Source organism: Streptococcus sp. 'group B' (genome assembly GCF_002073795.1).
Classification (GTDB): Bacteria; Bacillota; Bacilli; order Lactobacillales; family Streptococcaceae; genus Streptococcus; species Streptococcus agalactiae.
The window spans coordinates 1983374-2002360 of record NZ_CP020432.1 but is presented as its reverse complement, the minus strand read 5'-3'; the positions used below and the strand labels follow the sequence as shown (position 1 = coordinate 2002360).

Here is an 18987-nt window from a genome sequence, read left to right as displayed (position 1 = left end):
ATAATGGATATTAAATCAGAAGTATTAGCAATTATTGATGACCTATTTATGGAGGATGTTTCTTCTATGATGGATGAAGACTTATTTGACGCAGGAGTTCTAGACAGCATGGGTACTGTTGAACTAATTGTTGAGTTGGAAAGCCACTTTAATATTGATATTCCGATTGCGGAATTTGGTCGTAATGACTGGAACACAGCTAATAAAATTGTTGCTGGAGTAACGGAGCTCTGCAATGCTTAAACGTCTAGGTAAAGTATTTGGACCTCTAGTTTGTGCTTTACTATTGTTGGTAGGATTATATTTTGTTTTTCCTGTTTCTCAGCCTCATCATTTAGGTAAGGAAAAAAACAGTGCAGTAGCGTTGACGAAGGCAGGTTTTAAAAGCAGAGTTCAAAAAGTTAGAGCTTTCAGTGATCCTAAAGCCAATTTTGTCCCTTTCTTTGGTTCAAGTGAGTGGCTAAGATTTGACGCAATGCATCCATCAGTTTTAGCAGAGGCTTACAATAGGTCTTATATCCCATATCTTTTAGGTCAAAAAGGGGCGGCTTCTCTGACACAATACTATGGCATTCAACAGATTAAAGGACAAATCAAAAATAAAAAAGCTATCTATGTTATTTCTCCGCAATGGTTTGTTCGCAAGGGAGCCAACAAAGGTGCTTTTCAAAACTATTTCAGCAACGATCAAACCATTCGATTTTTGCAAAATCAAACAGGGACAACCTACGATAGGTATGCTGCTCGTCGATTGTTAAAATTATATCCTGAAGCTTCTATGTCAGATTTGATAGAAAAAGTTGCAGATGGCCAAAAACTATCAAATAAAGACAAACAAAGACTAAAGTTTAATGATTGGGTATTTGAGAAGACAGATGCTATTTTTAGCTATCTACCACTAGGAAAAACTTATAATCAGGCAATAATGCCTCATGTTGGTAAATTACCGAAAGCATTCTCATATAATCATTTATCGCGTATTGCATCACAAGATGCTAAAGTAGCAACGAGATCAAATCAATTTGGTATTGATGATCGCTTTTACCAAACAAGAATTAAAAAGCACTTAAAAAAATTGAAAGGGTCACAACGACATTTCAATTATACTAAGTCACCAGAATTTAATGATTTACAGTTGGTTCTTAATGAATTCTCAAAACAAAATACAGATGTCCTTTTTGTCATACCACCAGTAAATAAAAAGTGGACAGACTACACAGGGCTTGATCAAAAAATGTATCAAAAATCTGTAGAAAAAATAAAACACCAACTTCAAAGTCAAGGTTTCAATCATATCGCTGACCTTTCTCGAGATGGAGGTAAGCCATACTTTATGCAAGATACAATCCATTTAGGTTGGAATGGTTGGTTAGAGCTAGATAAGCATATCAATCCATTTTTAACAGAGGAAAACAGCAAGCCGAATTATCACATTAATAATAAATTTTTGAAGAAATCTTGGGCAAAATATACAGAACGTCCAAGTGATTACAAGTAAATAGTAGAGTCAGATGATTTATAGCATTAGAGCTATTAATCATCTTTTTTAATATCTTTGTATTTGGTAATCCTAAGATAACTAATCCATGTTTTATAGTTTTTCATTTATAATGAGAATAAATTTATGATAAACTAGATATCAAATGAGTGTTATATGATAAAAGGAGGAGAGATGAAGTCAATAAAATTACTTAGTTTTATTGTAATAATCCTTTTAGGGCTTGGTTTCACTGTAGGAGGTTTAAAAGTGACTGAAAACAATAAACAACAAGAATTATGGGAAATAGCTAATAGCAAAGACGCTAAAAATGCTTATCAAAAGTGGATTTATGCAGAAGATGAAGATGCTTTCAAAGAGAATGCTGTTATTAAGTCGTATGATATTGACAAAGAAAGTATCAAAAAAAATCCTATGGGAGGGATTTCGGTAAGGTTAATCATTAATAAAGATCCTAACTTATATATTACTTGTAATTTGGATAGGGATAATCAAGGGCATTTGGTCAGTCAAAGTAGCCATCAATCTCCCCAGTTAACTCATTTATTGGAAAGTAGAGGTCATTAATGGAAAAAGTCTTGACTGATTTAGATAGGGTAAATATAGCGAAGCAAGAGTATGAATTAGGTAGCCAACTTGATACACTAGTCAAAATAATGAGCCAAGATAAGGTACTCCCCATCGGTAAAGTTGCTCACGTTCAAGATGGAGGCAAAGAAACCGGGGAACAAATTTATACCATCACTCCAAATGGAACTTTAGACAAGCCAGAGGATGTTAAGGAAGTTACGGTTTTATTTAAGGGGTCAACAGCACCGTTTGGAGGGGATGATTGGAAAACAGACTGGTTTAAAAATGATATTCCAATAGCTAGTAAACTATTATTAAAGAAATTTGGTTCACAAAGTGTATCTCATAAACAAGGTACAAAGCAGTTAGAACAATCAGCTCATCTGCTAAAAGAAGTTATGAATAAATATCCTAACGCAAAAATTTCGGTCTACGGACACTCGTTAGGGTCAATGAATGCACAGTATGCTATTGCAGAATTGGATGATAATCAAATTTACCGAGTTCAAGGAGCTTGGATATATAACGGTCCAAACCTTTATAGTATTTTGACAGATAAACAAAAAGAACAGGTTGATAAAATAAAAGGGGTGGTCAATAATTACGTTGATTCCAAGGATAAAATTGGAATAGGTTATCCTAAAGAAGGAAGCGATAATGCTGTCGGAATTGTTAAAATAGTTGACAGTAAAGCTGTTTCAGGAGGTAGCTGGGTTGCTAATTTTACCAATCAGCATATTTGGGGAGGCTACCAGTACAATCCAGATGGTTCTTTAAAATTAGCAGAAGATAAATTTGCTTACAAAGAAAACTATTCAGTAGTTCATACGAATGTGAATCAAAGAATGCATGCTATTAAAGCGAAACTTAGTAGCTTTAAAAGTACGGGAAAAGAAGTTAGTAAGAATCAAGCTATTTTCCTAGATAGTCAACAAGCAAAAGTGATCTCTAGTGGTTTGGTAACGATATCAAAAGAAGCAGTTGAAGAAGTTAAAAAAGTTGAGCAAAAAGCAGTTGCTAAAGCAGAAGAGCTTTATCAATCTTTAAAAGTAGCTCCTACAGGAGTTACTGAACTAAGTCCTCAAGAATTGGAAGAAGCGTATGCTCAGTCAGGTGTTAGCTATGCGAGCATTGTCGGAGAAGCTCAAACCTTTTTCTCAAATAAAACTCAAGCGGCAGAAAGCATTTCTCACGCTTACGTTGAATTAGAAAACCAAATTAATAAAGGAGTTGAAGCTATGTTGCGACAAGATAGTAACTTGTCAGGGGAGTTTAAACAATGGCACTGATTGATATCATTGAAAAACAATTAGCTGATACTCAGAGAAAAATATCAGATTTAGATGATGCCTATCACCATAGTTGTTGCCAGTTTGAAGAAAAATTAGACGATCTCTCAGTAAGAAAAAATAAGATTATTAATATGCTTCAAGAAACTTACGACGCTGTTGAATATGATTTGAGATATAGTAATGATAGCTCAGATATGATGACGCTCAATCGTATTTTAGGTTCTTATCATGACGACTTAGAGCAAGCTTACCATAAAGAGTACTATGCCTTGTCCGCTCAAGAAGAAGAATATAGAGCTAACTATATTCGGCAACGTTCAGAACATGAACTAACCTTTGAAGAGTTGCAAAGGGAAAAGAAAAGAGAATTAATGAAGTAGGAGAAATTATTGAGTTTAATGTGGGATGTCCTGACTGGTAAGGAGTCAGTAAGGACTTTAAAAAAACAATTGGATAAAGAATTGATACATAGCGTGTACGCGCCACGCAAGAGATCTAAGTTTCACGATATTATTACGTCGCATCATAAAGAAATAGACGAAGTAGCCATCAACACAAAGACAGCTATTCATAAAGTTGCTAATCAATTGGACGAGGCAATAAAAGGAGAATTTCGTTCAAAGGTTGAGGAGGCTATTGAAAGCAATCAGCAAAAATATAATCATTTATAGTCTAGTTTCTCTACCATTAGCTAGACACTTGTAGAGGATTTTTACAGCAAGTATTCAAAAGTCAGAGCAAAAATGTTTTGACTTTTTTGATTTACTCTTTCTGATCAGAATGCTTCAGTCTTATGTTATAATAATAAAGATTAATGCTTGTAGCTACGATAAGCAAAGAAAGAACGATGATATGATAAAAATATTTGATACCCATACCCACCTTAACGTAGAAAATTTTGAAGGAAAGATAGACGAGGAAATTAATTTAGCTAGCGAACTCGGTGTTACAAAAATGAATGTTGTCGGCTTTGACCAAGATACCATTTCAAAATCTTTGGAATTATCTTCCCAATATGCACAGGTATATAGCACAATAGGATGGCATCCAACTGAAGCTGGTTCTTATGATGATAATATTGAGTCAATGATTATCAGTCATTTAGAAAATCCCAAGGTTATTGCACTTGGTGAAATTGGTCTGGATTATTATTGGATGGAGGATCCCAAAGATATTCAGATCGAGGTGTTTAAGCGTCAAATTGAACTTTCAAAAGAGTATAACCTTCCTTTTGTCGTTCATACACGTGATGCGTTAGAAGACACTTATGAAGTCATTAAGGAATCTGGAGTTGGGCCTTTTGGTGGTATAATGCACTCTTTTTCTGGTTCTTTGGAAATGGCTCAGAAATTTATTGATTTAGGGATGATGATTTCCTTTTCTGGTGTTGTGACCTTTAAGAAGGCATTAGATGTACAAGAAGCTGCACGAGAGTTGCCATTAGATAAGATATTAGTGGAAACAGATGCTCCTTATTTGGCTCCTGTACCTAAAAGAGGTCGAGAAAACAAAACCGCTTATACGAGATATGTCGTTGAAAAAATAGCAGAGCTACGAGGCATAACTGTGGAAGAGGTAGCGGAGGCTACATACCAAAATGCAGTAAGGATATTTAGACTTGATGAAAAAAATTGATATTCAAGAAGTGATCGTTGTCGAAGGGAAAGATGATACTGCTAATCTGCGACGCTTTTACAATGTTGATACCTATGAAACTAGAGGTTCAGCAATTGATGAAGATGATTTAGAGCGTATCGAACGTTTGCACAATTTGCGGGGAGTTATCGTCTTTACAGACCCAGATTATAATGGCGAGCGTATCCGTAAAATCATCATGAATGCCATTCCGACAGTCCGCCATGCCTTCCTCAATCGAGACGAGGCAAAGCCAGGCTCAAAGACCAAGGGACGATCTCTGGGTGTCGAGCATGCCAGCTTTGAAGATTTGCAGAAGGCACTCTCAAAAGTGACTCAGCATTTCGATGATGAAGATCATTTCGATATCACCCAAGCAGACCTCATTCGTTGGGGATTCATTACTGCTAGCGATAGCCGAAAACGCCGTGAGTATCTTGGGAATCAACTCCGTATCGGCTACTCAAATGGTAAACAACTCCTCAAACGCCTCAGACTCTTCGGAGTGACCAAGGCAGAAGTTGAAGAGTGTATGGAGGGGTATTAATAGAAAAGGAGAAAAATAGTGGAGTATAATGTAACGGAAGCATTGACTAGAGCTGGGGTAGATTTAGCAACGCTTGCAGTCAAAGGGACTGCAACTATGGTAACCAGTAAAATTCAATCAATAAAGGATGTAAAAGATGCTGCAACATTGAGAGCTACTTATGATGATTTAATTAACGAATTATTAGCTGAACGGGAGCAAGCAATTCGCATTGCACAGTCATATAAAGAAGAGTATGAAAAAATTAATATAGATGATGAGGATATTGAATATCTATCCAATACTCTCGAGCAAGGAATCTCATTGTTATATAATTTTTCTGGTCTAAATGAGGAACAGGAACGAACAATGAAACAATTGGTTACATTATTGAATAAAGATACTTTAAAAACAATGCAGTTGATTGGATTTAATTATAAGCAAGCAATAGGAGAACCACTAACCGAAGCTTGTGCAACTGCAATTAAAAATAAGTTTATAACTCAGAATAGTAAAGGCAAAAGGAAGTAGTGGTATAATCCAGTTGTAATATCACAAATAGCCTCAAATGTTATTTCAAAAATGATCAATATTAAGAAATAGAGGAATTATGAGAATCGCAGATAAAACCGTTACCCGCGCTATTTTGGAGCGTCATGGGTTTACATTTAAGAAATCATTCGGTCAGAACTTTTTGACCGATACTAATATTTTACAGAAGATTGTTGACACGGCAGAGATTGACAAGGGTGTCAACGTGATTGAGATTGGTCCTGGTATCGGGGCTTTGACAGAGTTTTTGGCTGAGAATGCAGCTGAGGTTATGGCTTTTGAGATTGATGATCGTCTCATTCCTATCCTTGCTGATACGCTTGCGCGTTTTGACAATGTCCAAGTGGTCAATCAGGATATCCTCAAGGCTGATTTGCAGACCCAGATTCAGGCTTTCAAGAATCCTGATCTGCCTATCAAGGTGGTCGCAAACCTACCTTACTACATCACAACACCAATCCTTATGCACTTGATTGAGAGCAAGATTCCTTTTGCGGAGTTTGTGGTCATGATACAAAAAGAAGTGGCAGATCGTATTTCAGCTATGCCAAATACTAAAGCATACGGTTCTTTGTCAATCGCAGTGCAGTATTATATGACTGCCAAAGTATCATTTATCGTTCCGAGAACTGTTTTTGTTCCTGCTCCAAATGTAGATTCAGCTATTTTGAAAATGGTCTGTAGAGATCAACCAGTAGTGAGTGTTCAAGATGAGGATTTCTTTTTCAGAGTGTCAAAAGTAGCCTTCGTACATCGTCGTAAAACACTTTGGAATAATCTAACGAGTCATTTTGGAAAATCAGAAGATACTAAAGCAAAATTGGAAAAAGCATTAGAAATAGCAAAAATTAAGCCATCTATTCGCGGAGAAGCCTTATCTATCCCTGATTTTGCAAGTTTAGCAGATGCCTTGAAAGAGGTTGGGATATAAACTATGTTGGTTGACAAGAAGTGGCGTTTTGAAGATAGTGCAAGTTATTTCGCTTGTCCTAAATGTCAAAATCCCTTGATAAAAGAAAGTAACAGCCTCAAATGCTCTGATAATCATTGTTTTGATTTATCCAAATTTGGATATGTTAATCTTCTTGGAGGAAAGAAGGTAGATGAACATTATGATAAAAAATCATTTGAAAATCGGCAGCTTGTCTTAGAAAACGGGTATTATAATCATATTTTAGAAGCTATTTCAAAGGTTTTGGAAAATAATTCTCAGTTTCATTCGGTTTTAGATATTGGTTGTGGAGAGGGCTTTTATTCTCGTCAATTAGTTAACAAGCATGAGAAGACTTTCTTGGCTTTTGATATTTCTAAAGATTCGATTCAATTAGCTGCTAAAAGTGATCAGTCTAGGCTTGTGAAATGGTTTGTTTCTGATTTAGCTAACCTTCCTATTCAAGACTCATCAATTGATATCATTTTAGACATTTTTTCTCCTGCAAATTATAAAGAATTTAGGCGGGTGCTGAGTGATGATGGTATCCTTGTAAAGGTTGTTCCTGTAGCTGAACATGTTCAAGAATTGCGAGAAAAAGCTAGTCAATACTTGAAACAGAAAGATTACTCTAATCAAAAAATTCTAGATCACTTTAGAGAAAATTTTGAAATTATTTCTGAGCAGAAAGTTGTTCAAAGCTATAACTGTTCTCAACAAGAACGTCAAGCTTTTATTGATATGACACCGTTGTTATTCAGCGTAGATAAAACGACTATTGATTGGGCGAGTATATCAGAAATTACAGTAGGTGCCTTAATAGTAATTGGAAAAAAGCGCAGTGTATCTAAATAAGATCACTGCTTTTATGTTGGGAATTCATAAAATTGAGGTTATTTGAGAGAAATCGAACACCTGCAAATAGTTTCTATTTAGCTTATCTCTGAGAGTAGAGCTTATTTCTCATTTTATGATATAATAGTGGTATTCTAAACAATTAAGGAGAACAATTGCAAGGTAGAATTGTCAAGTCGCTAGCAGGTTTTTATTATGTGGAATCTGACGGTGTTGTTTATCAGACACGTGCGCGTGGAAATTTTAGAAAAAAAGGTCAAATTCCCTACGTTGGGGATTGGGTTGAATTTTCTTCGCAAGATCAATCAGAAGGATATATTCTATCAATTGAAGAGCGTAAAAATAGCCTCGTACGACCACCTATTGTTAATATTGATCAAGCTGTCGTTATCATGTCTGCTAAAGAACCTGATTTTAACGCTAACTTATTAGACCGGTTCTTAGTACTTCTAGAATATAAGATGATTCAGCCTATCATTTATATTTCCAAGTTGGATTTGTTAGACGATTTGGTTGTTATTGATGATATTCGCGAACTTTATCAGAATATAGGCTACGTTTTCTGTTATTCTCAAGAGGAACTCTTGCCTCTGTTAGCAAATAAAGTGACTGTTTTTATGGGCCAGACAGGTGTCGGAAAATCAACGCTTCTCAACAAAATTGCTCCTGAGTTGAAACTTGAAACTGGTGAAATTTCGGGTAGTTTAGGCCGTGGCCGACACACCACAAGAGCAGTTAGTTTCTATAACGTTCATAAAGGAAAAATTGCAGACACTCCTGGTTTTTCTTCTTTGGACTATGAAGTGGATAATGCAGAGGACTTAAACGAATCCTTTCCAGAGCTTCGTAGACTTAGTCATTTTTGTAAATTCCGCTCGTGTACGCATACACATGAGCCTAAATGTGCTGTAAAAGAAGCCTTAACTCAAGGTCAGTTATGGCAAGTCCGCTATGATAACTACCTCCAATTTTTAAGTGAAATTGAGAACCGTCGTGAAACATATAAGAAAGTTATTAAAAGAAAGTAGGTTTCTATGTCAACCAATAAAATTGCCCCATCGATATTAGCAGCAGACTATGCTAATTTTGCTAACGAATTGAAACGTATTGAAGAGACAACAGCAGAATACGTTCATATTGATATCATGGATGGTCAATTTGTCCCTAATATTAGTTTTGGTGCGGATGTTGTATCCAGCATGCGTAAACACAGTAAACTTGTTTTTGATTGTCATCTGATGGTTGTTGATCCAGAACGTTATATTGAGGCTTTTGCTCAAGCTGGTGCTGATATCATGACCATTCATGTTGAAGCAACGAAACATATACATGGTGCGCTTCAAAAGATAAAAGAGGCAGGAATGAAAGCAGGTGTGGTTATTAACCCAGGAACACCCGTAGAATCTCTTATTCCTATCTTAGATTTGGTTGACCAGATTTTAATTATGACTGTTAATCCTGGCTTTGGTGGACAAGCCTTTATTCCAGAAATGATGTCAAAAGTAAAGACAGTTGCAGCATGGCGCAAAGAGTACGGTCATCATTATGATATTGAAGTTGATGGCGGTATAGATAATACTACAATTAAGGCAGCAGCAGAGGCTGGTGCAAATGTCTTTGTTGCAGGTTCTTATCTCTTTAAAGCAAGTGATTTACCTGCACAAGTAGAAACCTTAAGGGTGGCGCTCGATGACTAAAATTGCTTTATTTGCTGGCGGTGACTTAACTTATTTTGAATATGATTTTGACTATTTTGTCGGAATTGACCGTGGAAGCCTATTTTTATTAAAAAATGGGCTTTCTTTGGACATGGCAGTGGGTGATTTTGATTCTATAACAGAAGATGAACTGCTTTATATCAAACACTATTGTAGCAATATCGTTTCTGCTAGTGCAGAAAAAAATGATACAGATACAGAATTAGCTTTAAAAACTATTTTCAAAGAATTTCCAGAAGCTCAGGTGACCGTATTTGGAGCATTTGGTGGCAGGATTGACCATATGATGTCTAATATCTTTTTACCAAGTGACAGAGATCTAGAACCATTTATGTCACAAATCAGACTCAAAGATGAACAAAACATAGTGACTTATCTACCATCCGGGAAAAATCAAGTCTCAAGGATTGAAGGGATGTCCTATGTCTCGTTCATGCCTGAGAGTGAGTCTACTTTGCAGATTTCTGGGGCTAAATATGAATTGAACAAAAGTAATTATTTTAAGAAAAAAATGTATTCCAGTAATGAATTTATGACTTCGCCAATTGAAGTAGAGCTCAAAGATGGTTACTTAATCATTATTTATAGTAAGGATAGAGGTTAATATGCTTGTCATCATTTTGATCATTGTACTAGCTAGTCTGACAGTGACGATAATTTCTTACCCAAAAATGACGGAATTAACAAAGTCCGTTGAAAAACAACTTGAAGATAATGCTGATAATCTATCAGACCAACTGACATATCAGATAGAAGTGGCGCAAAAAGATCAAATTCTAACGTTGACTAATCAGCTAAACCGTATGCAACAGGAAATTTATCAGTTGCTTACCGATATGCGTACAGAATTAAATCAGCATTTAACGGAGAGTCGAGATCGATCAGACAAACGCTTGGAATTGATTAACTCCAATTTATCTCAGTCAGTTCAGAAAATGCAAGATTCCAATGAAAAACGCTTGGATCAAATGCGCCAAACTGTTGAGGAAAAGCTAGAAAAAACGCTACAAACGCGTTTGCAAACTTCTTTTGAAACTGTATCGCGTCAACTAGAGAGCGTCAATCAAGGTCTTGGGGAGATGAAAACTGTTGCCCAAGATGTTGGTACACTGAACAAAGTCTTGTCAAATACTAAGACAAGGGGAATATTAGGGGAGTTACAACTCGGCCAAATTATAGAAGATATTATGACAGTTAGTCAATATGAGAGAGAATTTCCTACGGTGTCTGGCTCTTCTGAGCGTGTTGAATATGCTATTAAATTACCTGGAAATGGTCAGGGAGATTATATCTATTTGCCTATTGACTCTAAGTTTCCTCTAGAAGATTATTACCGATTGGAAGATGCTTATGAATTGGGTGACAAGGTTCAAATAGAACTCTATCGTAAATCTTTACTGGCAAGTATTCGTAAATTTGCAAAAGATATAAACAATAAGTACTTAAATCCTCCTGAAACGACAAATTTTGGTATCATGTTCTTACCAACTGAAGGGCTCTATTCTGAAGTGGTAAGAAATGCAACATTCTTTGATAGTCTAAGACGTGACGAAAATATTGTAGTAGCTGGACCGTCAACCTTATCTGCTTTACTAAATTCATTATCTGTTGGCTTTAAAACCTTAAATATTCAAAAGAATGCTAATGATATTAGTAAAATTTTAGGGAATGTCAAGGTTGAATTTGGAAAATTTGGTGGCATGTTATCAAAAGCTCAAAAACAATTAAATACAGCAAGTAAAAGTATTGATAGTTTACTCACAACGCGGACAAACGCTATTATCAGAGTCTTAAATACAGTTGAAGAACATCAAGATCAAGCAACCACTAGCTTGTTAAACCTTCCTATAACAGAAGAAGAGGAAATTAATGAAAATTAACCAAATGAAAAAAGACGAGCTTTTTGAGGGGTTTTACCTTATAAAGAAAGCAGAAGTTCGTAAAACGCGTGCAGGTAAAGACTTTATTGCCTTTACCTTTCAAGATGATACTGGCGAAATTTCAGGAAATATGTGGGATGCACAGACCTATAATGTAGAAGAGTTTGTAGCCGGTAAAATTGTTCATATGAAAGGGCGTCGTGAAGTTTATAATGGAACTCCCCAAGTCAACCAAATTACATTAAGAAACATCAAAGATGGTGAACCTAATGATCCTAGAGATTTTAAAGAAAAACCTCCAATCAATGTTGACAACGTGAGAGAGTACATGGAACAAATGCTCTTTAAAATTGAAAATGCAACCTGGCAGCGTGTGGTAAGAGCACTTTATCGTAAATACAATAAGGAATTTTTTACCTATCCAGCCGCCAAAACAAACCACCACGCTTTTGAATCAGGATTGGCATATCACACGGCAACAATGGTTCGTTTGGCAGATAGTATCGGAGATATCTATCCAGAACTTAATAAAAGTTTGATGTTTGCTGGTATTATGCTACATGATTTAGCCAAGGTCATTGAGTTATCGGGTCCTGATAATACAGAATATACTATTCGAGGTAATCTTATCGGTCATATTTCACTTATTGATGAGGAATTAACAAAAATACTAGCAGAGCTTAATATTGATGATACAAAAGAAGAGGTTACAGTGTTACGCCATGTTATTCTGAGTCATCATGGACAATTAGAATATGGAAGCCCGGTTCGTCCTAGAATCATGGAGGCAGAAATTATCCATATGATCGATAACATTGATGCAAATATGATGATGATGACAACAGCTTTAAACCGTGTCAACGAAGGTGAAATGACAAATCGCATTTTTGCCATGGATAACCGTTCTTTTTATAAACCGAACATTAAATAATTTAGGTAGAATAATTAAGACCTAAAATAAAATGTTCGTTTTTAGCATTTGTTATGTTATACTATATGTAAAGAATGCTATGAATAAGGAGAAAATATGAAATTAAGACGTAGCGAACGCATGGTTGTTATTTCAAATTACCTAATAAATAATCCCTATACATTAACTAGTTTAAATACATTTGCTAGTAAATACGGTGCCGCGAAATCTTCGATTTCAGAAGATATTGCTATTATCAAAAAAGCTTTTGAACAAGCTCAAATCGGAGATATTAAAACTGTGACTGGTGCAAGTGGAGGTGTTATCTTTACACCAACTATTGCTGAAGCAGAAGCGAAAGAAATCGTTGAAGAATTAAGACAGCGTTTATCTGAAAACGATCGTATTCTTCCGGGAGGTTACATTTATCTTTCAGATCTACTCAGTACACCAAAAATGTTACAAAGTATTGGTCGCATTATAGCGAACGCTTACAGAGGTCAAAAAATTGATGCTGTCATGACGGTTGCAACAAAAGGTGTTCCTTTAGCAAACGCAGTAGCAAATGTTTTAGATGTTCCTTTTGTTATTGTGAGACGTGATTTGAAGATTACGGAAGGTTCTACTGTGTCAGTAAACTACGCTAGTGGTTCAAGTGGCCGTATTGAAAAAATGTTTCTTTCTAAGCGTAGCTTAAAACCTAACAGTCGAGTTTTAATAGTTGATGATTTCTTGAAAGGTGGAGGTACTGTTTCGGGGATGATTAGTTTACTCTCAGAATTCGATAGCACATTAGTAGGTGTCGCTGTATTTGCAGAAAATGCTCAGGAACAACGTGAGAAGATGGCCTATAAATCTCTTCTGAGAGTATCTGAAATTGATGTAAAAAATAATAGAGTCTCTGTAGAAGCGGGGAATATATTTGATTAAAGAGTCAAGGTGACATCCTTGATTCTTTTTGCTTGTAAAAGTAATAAAAGCTTGACACATTATGTGTAAAATGATACTATGATAAACGGTACTTTTACTTTTGGTCTCTCAAAAGTGTACAGAGACGTGCTGACAATTGTTGCAAAAGTACACGCAGATATAGGCTGTCACCAAGTGCTATATCAACCAAAAATAAAAAACTTACAGGAGAAATGTAGATGCCTACAATTAACCAGTTGGTACGTAAACCACGTAAATCTAAAGTTGAAAAATCAGATTCACCTGCTTTGAATATTGGTTACAACAGTCACAGAAAAGTTCACACTAAATTATCTGCACCACAAAAACGTGGTGTTGCAACTCGTGTTGGAACTATGACACCTAAAAAACCTAACTCTGCCCTTCGTAAATTTGCTCGTGTACGTTTGAGCAACCTTATTGAAGTTACTGCTTACATTCCAGGTATCGGACACAACTTGCAAGAACACAGTGTTGTGCTTATCCGTGGTGGACGTGTAAAAGACCTTCCAGGGGTACGTTACCATATCGTTCGTGGTGCACTTGATACTGCAGGTGTAGCTGATCGTAAACAAGGCCGTTCTAAATACGGTGCTAAACGTCCTAAAGGGTAATTAGAAGGGGGATAAGAGAAAATGAGTCGTAAAAATCAAGCGCCTAAACGCGAAGTATTGCCAGATCCATTGTATAACTCAAAAATCGTTACACGTCTTATCAACCGTGTAATGCTTGATGGTAAACGTGGTACTGCTGCAACTATCGTATATGATGCTTTTGAAGCAATTAAAGAAGCTACTGGAACAGATGCTCTTGAAGTGTTCGAAACAGCTATGGAAAACATCATGCCTGTACTTGAGGTACGTGCACGCCGTGTTGGTGGATCAAACTACCAAGTTCCTGTCGAAGTTCGTCCAGAACGTCGTACAACTTTAGGACTTCGTTGGTTGGTTAACGCATCACGTGCTCGTGGTGAACACACTATGAAAGATCGTCTTGCAAAAGAAATCATGGATGCTGCAAACAACACAGGAGCATCAGTTAAGAAACGTGAAGATACTCACAAAATGGCTGAAGCTAACCGTGCCTTTGCACACTTCCGTTGGTAAGATTACTCTCTTTTTGAGACTTATCATAGCTACTAAACAAATTGTTTGGTAGATAGCAATGTTAGCAATTAGAACGGGTAGGTCCTGCCTATCCGTTTTTTATAAATAGTGTTATAATAAAGAAGTAAATAATTTAAAATATAGGAGAAACCAAATGGCTCGCGAATTTTCACTTGAAAAAACTCGTAATATCGGTATCATGGCTCACGTCGATGCTGGTAAAACAACAACAACTGAGCGTATTCTTTACTATACTGGTAAAATCCACAAAATCGGTGAAACACACGAAGGTGCTTCACAAATGGACTGGATGGAACAAGAACAAGAACGTGGTATCACAATTACATCAGCTGCAACAACAGCACAATGGGATGGTCACCGTGTTAACATCATCGATACACCAGGACACGTGGACTTCACAATTGAAGTTCAACGTTCACTTCGCGTACTTGATGGTGCGGTAACAGTTCTTGATGCTCAATCAGGTGTAGAACCTCAAACTGAAACAGTTTGGCGTCAAGCAACAGAATACGGAGTTCCACGTATCGTTTTTGCTAATAAAATGGATAAAATCGGTGCTGACTTCCTCTATTCAGTACAATCACTTCATGACCGTCTTCAAGCGAATGCACACCCAATTCAATTGCCAATTGGTTCAGAAGACGATTTCCGTGGTATTATTGACTTAATCAAAATGAAAGCTGAAATCTATACTAATGACCTTGGTACAGATATCCTTGAAGAAGATATTCCAGCAGAGTATGTTGATCAAGCAAATGAATATCGTGAAAAATTAGTAGAAGCAGTTGCTGATACTGATGAAGATTTGATGATGAAATACCTTGAAGGTGAAGAAATCACTAACGAAGAGTTGATGGCTGCTATTCGTAAAGCAACTATCAATGTTGAATTCTACCCTGTATTGTGTGGTTCAGCCTTCAAGAATAAAGGTGTTCAATTGATGCTTGATGCTGTTATTGATTACCTTCCAAGCCCACTTGATATTCCTGCAATCAAAGGTATTAACCCTGATACTGACGAAGAAGAAACACGTCCTGCTTCAGATGAAGAGCCATTTGCAGCGCTTGCCTTCAAGATCATGACAGATCCTTTCGTGGGTCGCTTAACATTCTTCCGTGTGTACTCAGGTGTTCTTAATTCAGGTTCATACGTGTTGAATACATCTAAAGGTAAACGTGAACGTATCGGACGTATCTTACAAATGCACGCAAATAGTCGTCAAGAAATTGAAACTGTTTATGCTGGGGATATCGCAGCGGCTGTTGGTTTGAAAGATACAACTACAGGTGATTCATTGACTGATGAAAAATCAAAAGTTATTCTTGAATCAATTGAAGTTCCAGAACCAGTTATCCAATTGATGGTTGAGCCAAAATCTAAAGCTGACCAAGATAAAATGGGTATCGCCCTTCAAAAACTTGCTGAAGAAGATCCAACGTTCCGCGTTGAAACTAACGTTGAAACTGGTGAAACAGTTATCTCAGGAATGGGTGAACTTCACCTTGATGTCCTTGTTGACCGTATGAAACGTGAATTCAAAGTTGAAGCAAACGTTGGTGCACCTCAAGTATCATACCGCGAAACATTCCGCGCTTCTACACAAGCACGTGGATTCTTCAAACGCCAATCTGGTGGTAAAGGTCAATTTGGTGATGTTTGGATTGAATTTACACCAAACGAAGAAGGTAAAGGATTCGAATTCGAAAATGCTATCGTCGGTGGTGTGGTTCCTCGTGAATTTATTCCAGCCGTTGAAAAAGGACTTGTAGAATCTATGGCAAACGGTGTTCTTGCTGGATATCCAATGGTTGACGTAAAAGCTAAACTTTACGATGGTTCATACCATGATGTTGACTCATCTGAGACAGCCTTCAAGATTGCTGCATCACTTGCACTTAAAGAAGCTGCTAAATCAGCGCAACCAGCTATCCTTGAGCCAATGATGCTTGTTACAATTACAGCTCCAGAAGACAATCTTGGTGACGTTATGGGTCACGTGACTGCACGTCGCGGTCGTGTTGATGGTATGGAAGCACGTGGTAATACACAAGTTGTTCGTGCCTTTGTTCCACTTGCTGAAATGTTTGGTTATGCAACAGTTCTTCGTTCTGCAACACAAGGACGTGGCACATTCATGATGGTATTTGACCACTACGAAGATGTTCCTAAGTCAGTTCAAGAAGAAATCATCAAGAAAAACTCTGGTGAATAATTTCTGAAAACTTATGAAAGGTACTCGAAAGAGTATCTTTTTTTCTTTTTGAAAGTGGTAAATTCATTGCAATTTTTCTCGAAAAAAGATATAATAATTGTGTTGAAAGATTTTTGCACATATGTACAAGTTAATCTTTTCACATTGGTTAGGGGGATCCCTAAAATAAAATATTTGAGATTTTCATAAGGAGGAAATCACTAATGGTAGTTAAAGTTGGTATTAACGGTTTCGGTCGTATCGGTCGTCTTGCATTCCGTCGCATCCAAAACGTAGAAGGTGTTGAAGTTACTCGTATCAACGACCTTACAGATCCAAACATGCTTGCACACTTGTTGAAATATGACACAACTCAAGGTCGTTTCGACGGTACTGTTGAAGTTAAAGAAGGTGGATTCGAAGTTAACGGTCAATTTGTTAAAGTTTCTGCTGAACGCGAACCAGCAAACATTGACTGGGCTACTGATGGCGTAGAAATCGTTCTTGAAGCAACTGGTTTCTTTGCATCAAAAGAAAAAGCTGAACAACACATCCATGAAAATGGTGCTAAAAAAGTTGTTATCACAGCTCCTGGTGGAAACGACGTTAAAACAGTTGTTTTCAACACTAACCACGATATCCTTGATGGAACTGAAACAGTTATCTCAGGTGCTTCATGTACTACAAACTGTCTTGCTCCAATGGCTAAAGCTTTACAAGACAACTTTGGTGTTAAACAAGGTTTGATGACTACTATCCACGCATACACTGGTGACCAAATGATCCTTGACGGACCACACCGTGGTGGTGACCTTCGTCGTGCTCGTGCAGGTGCTGCAAACATCGTTCCTAACTCAACTGGTGCTGCAAAAGCTATCGGACTTGTTATCCCAGAATTGAACGGTAAACTTGATGGTGCTGCACAACGTGTTCCTGTTCCAACTGGATCAGTAACTGAATTGGTTGCAACTCTTGAAAAAGACGTAACTGTCGAAGAAGTAAATGCAGCTATGAAAGCAGCAGCTAACGATTCATACGGTTATACTGAAGATCCAATCGTATCATCTGATATCGTTGGTATTTCATACGGTTCATTGTTTGATGCTACTCAAACTAAAGTTCAAACTGTTGACGGTAACCAATTGGTTAAAGTTGTTTCATGGTACGATAACGAAATGTCATACACTTCACAACTTGTTCGTACACTTGAATACTTTGCAAAAATTGCAAAATAATTTTTAATTAATATGATGTAAAAGAGGGATTTATCCCTCTTTTATTTTTATAAATAAAAAATAATACGAATGTTTTTTCATTTTATTATAGAAAATTATCAGAAAATAAATGAAAAATGAATTATATTGACTATAAGTTAAAATAAGGTTTGATTTTGAAAGTAAGCAGTGGTATGATTTAATTGAAAAAATATAGAGGAGAAGTTTTATGAAGACTACAAAAGTTTTTTCAGTTTTATCGTTATCTGTTGCTGTATTTATGATGACAGCATGTCAGTCAAACCACAGTACTAAAAAAGCTGATATGTCTCCAGATAAGGTGGAGCAAAAGACGAAATTTAAAAATATTTCTCTAAGTTCTAATAAACTGTTGGCTAAGGAAAACACTATGTCTGTCCTTTGGTATCAAAATTCTGCAGAAGCCAAGGCTTTATATTTACAAGGTTATAATGTTGCTAAAATGAAGTTAGATGATTGGTTACAAAAGCCCAGTGAAAAACCATATTCAATTATCTTAGATTTAGATGAAACAGTTTTAGATAATAGCCCATATCAAGCAAAGAATATTAAAGATGGCTCTAGTTTCACGCCAGAGAGTTGGGATAAATGGGTGCAAAAGAAATCAGCTAAGGCTGTTGCGGGTGCCAAAGAATTTTTGAAGTATGCTAATGAAAAGGGAATAAAAATTTATTATGTCTCAGATCGTACAGATGCTCAAGTTGATGCGACTAAAGAAAATTTAGAGAAGGAAGGTATACCTGTTCAAGGGAAAGACCACTTGCTTTTCCTTAAAAAAGGAATGAAATCTAAAGAGAGTCGCCGTCAGGCAGTTCAAAAAGATACCAATTTAATTATGCTTTTTGGAGATAATTTAGTTGATTTTGCTGATTTTTCTAAATCATCTAGTACAGATAGAGAACAACTACTAACTAAACTTCAAAGTGAGTTTGGTAGTAAATTTATTGTTTTCCCAAATCCTATGTACGGTTCTTGGGAAAGTGCTATTTATCAAGGAAAACATCTGGATGTTCAAAAACAATTGAAAGAACGACAAAAAATGTTGCATTCGTATGATTAATAAGTATACGAATTCTCTTAAAAACAACTAGGAAAATCTAT

Annotated in this window: 22 protein-coding genes; all 22 read left to right on the top strand. The window is 36.5% G+C overall.

Going from position 1 to position 18987, the window contains the following annotated elements; translation table 11 throughout:
* The first annotated feature begins 3 nt into the window (after positions 1 to 3).
* A complete protein-coding gene (gene dltC, locus A6J68_RS10515; protein ID WP_000351975.1) occupies positions 4 to 243 on the top strand; it encodes a D-alanine--poly(phosphoribitol) ligase subunit DltC in 240 nt (79 codons plus the stop codon).
* Complete coding sequence (gene dltD / locus A6J68_RS10510; protein WP_000919739.1) at positions 236 to 1498, top strand: D-alanyl-lipoteichoic acid biosynthesis protein DltD; 1263 nt, start codon at positions 236 to 238, stop codon at positions 1496 to 1498. The genes dltC and dltD overlap by 8 nt, the downstream gene beginning before the upstream one ends.
* Positions 1499 to 1672: 174 nt before the next feature.
* Complete coding sequence (locus tag A6J68_RS10505) at positions 1673 to 2065, top strand: DUF1310 domain-containing protein (protein ID WP_000835879.1); 393 nt, start codon at positions 1673 to 1675, stop codon at positions 2063 to 2065.
* Positions 2065 to 3357, top strand: a complete 1293-nt coding sequence (locus A6J68_RS10500; RefSeq protein WP_000416815.1) for an Mbeg1-like protein — start codon at positions 2065 to 2067, stop codon at positions 3355 to 3357. Before A6J68_RS10505 ends, A6J68_RS10500 begins: the two co-directional genes overlap by 1 nt.
* On the top strand, positions 3348 to 3740 hold the full coding sequence (locus tag A6J68_RS10495) for a hypothetical protein (protein WP_001173854.1): 393 nt from the start codon (positions 3348 to 3350) through the stop codon (positions 3738 to 3740). Before A6J68_RS10500 ends, A6J68_RS10495 begins: the two co-directional genes overlap by 10 nt.
* A gap of 9 nt (positions 3741 to 3749) precedes the next feature.
* On the top strand, positions 3750 to 4031 hold the full coding sequence (locus tag A6J68_RS10490) for a hypothetical protein (RefSeq protein ID WP_000055643.1): 282 nt from the start codon (positions 3750 to 3752) through the stop codon (positions 4029 to 4031).
* Positions 4032 to 4212: 181 nt separating this feature from the next.
* Entirely contained in the window at positions 4213 to 4995 is a 783-nt protein-coding gene (locus tag A6J68_RS10485; RefSeq protein ID WP_000590336.1) for a TatD family hydrolase, read from the top strand.
* Positions 4982 to 5542, top strand: a complete 561-nt coding sequence (gene rnmV, locus A6J68_RS10480) for a ribonuclease M5 (protein ID WP_000717745.1) — start codon at positions 4982 to 4984, stop codon at positions 5540 to 5542. The genes A6J68_RS10485 and rnmV overlap by 14 nt, the downstream gene beginning before the upstream one ends.
* An 18-nt stretch (positions 5543 to 5560) precedes the next feature.
* The gene (locus tag A6J68_RS10475) at positions 5561 to 6052 is read left to right on the top strand and encodes a hypothetical protein (RefSeq protein ID WP_000456286.1); all 492 of its coding nucleotides are present in this window, start codon (positions 5561 to 5563) and stop codon (positions 6050 to 6052) included.
* 79 nt (positions 6053 to 6131) lie between these two features.
* On the top strand, positions 6132 to 7004 hold the full coding sequence (rsmA, locus tag A6J68_RS10470) for a 16S rRNA (adenine(1518)-N(6)/adenine(1519)-N(6))-dimethyltransferase RsmA (RefSeq protein ID WP_001216817.1): 873 nt from the start codon (positions 6132 to 6134) through the stop codon (positions 7002 to 7004).
* Between the two features lie 3 nt (positions 7005 to 7007).
* Positions 7008 to 7859, top strand: coding sequence for a putative RNA methyltransferase (locus A6J68_RS10465; RefSeq protein WP_000959497.1), 852 nt, complete (start codon positions 7008 to 7010; stop codon positions 7857 to 7859).
* Positions 7860 to 8014: 155 nt separating this feature from the next.
* Positions 8015 to 8887 carry a ribosome small subunit-dependent GTPase A gene (gene rsgA / locus A6J68_RS10460; RefSeq protein WP_001162037.1) on the top strand — a complete coding sequence of 291 codons (873 nt, stop codon included), beginning with the start codon at positions 8015 to 8017 and terminating at the stop codon, positions 8885 to 8887.
* Positions 8888 to 8893: 6 nt separating this feature from the next.
* A complete protein-coding gene (gene rpe / locus A6J68_RS10455) occupies positions 8894 to 9556 on the top strand; it encodes a ribulose-phosphate 3-epimerase (RefSeq protein ID WP_000106173.1) in 663 nt (220 codons plus the stop codon).
* The gene (locus A6J68_RS10450) at positions 9549 to 10181 is read left to right on the top strand and encodes a thiamine diphosphokinase (RefSeq protein WP_000160920.1); all 633 of its coding nucleotides are present in this window, start codon (positions 9549 to 9551) and stop codon (positions 10179 to 10181) included. The genes rpe and A6J68_RS10450 overlap by 8 nt, the downstream gene beginning before the upstream one ends.
* 1 nt (position 10182) lies before the next feature.
* Complete coding sequence (gene rmuC, locus A6J68_RS10445; protein WP_000960182.1) at positions 10183 to 11457, top strand: DNA recombination protein RmuC; 1275 nt, start codon at positions 10183 to 10185, stop codon at positions 11455 to 11457.
* A complete protein-coding gene (locus A6J68_RS10440; protein ID WP_000700694.1) occupies positions 11447 to 12388 on the top strand; it encodes a 3'-5' exoribonuclease YhaM family protein in 942 nt (313 codons plus the stop codon). Before rmuC ends, A6J68_RS10440 begins: the two co-directional genes overlap by 11 nt.
* A 96-nt stretch (positions 12389 to 12484) precedes the next feature.
* A complete protein-coding gene (purR, locus tag A6J68_RS10435) occupies positions 12485 to 13297 on the top strand; it encodes a pur operon repressor (RefSeq protein WP_000776878.1) in 813 nt (270 codons plus the stop codon).
* Between the two features lie 218 nt (positions 13298 to 13515).
* The gene (gene rpsL, locus A6J68_RS10425; RefSeq protein WP_001142328.1) at positions 13516 to 13929 is read left to right on the top strand and encodes a 30S ribosomal protein S12; all 414 of its coding nucleotides are present in this window, start codon (positions 13516 to 13518) and stop codon (positions 13927 to 13929) included.
* A 21-nt stretch (positions 13930 to 13950) separates the two neighbouring features.
* Entirely contained in the window at positions 13951 to 14421 is a 471-nt protein-coding gene (rpsG, locus tag A6J68_RS10420) for a 30S ribosomal protein S7 (protein WP_000087842.1), read from the top strand.
* A 154-nt stretch (positions 14422 to 14575) separates the two neighbouring features.
* A complete protein-coding gene (fusA, locus tag A6J68_RS10415; RefSeq protein ID WP_000090323.1) occupies positions 14576 to 16654 on the top strand; it encodes an elongation factor G in 2079 nt (692 codons plus the stop codon).
* Between the two features lie 203 nt (positions 16655 to 16857).
* The gene (gene gap, locus A6J68_RS10410) at positions 16858 to 17868 is read left to right on the top strand and encodes a type I glyceraldehyde-3-phosphate dehydrogenase (RefSeq protein WP_000260656.1); all 1011 of its coding nucleotides are present in this window, start codon (positions 16858 to 16860) and stop codon (positions 17866 to 17868) included.
* Positions 17869 to 18076: 208 nt separating this feature from the next.
* A complete protein-coding gene (locus A6J68_RS10405) occupies positions 18077 to 18946 on the top strand; it encodes a 5'-nucleotidase, lipoprotein e(P4) family (RefSeq protein ID WP_000858929.1) in 870 nt (289 codons plus the stop codon).
* Positions 18947 to 18987: the final 41 nt, after the last annotated feature.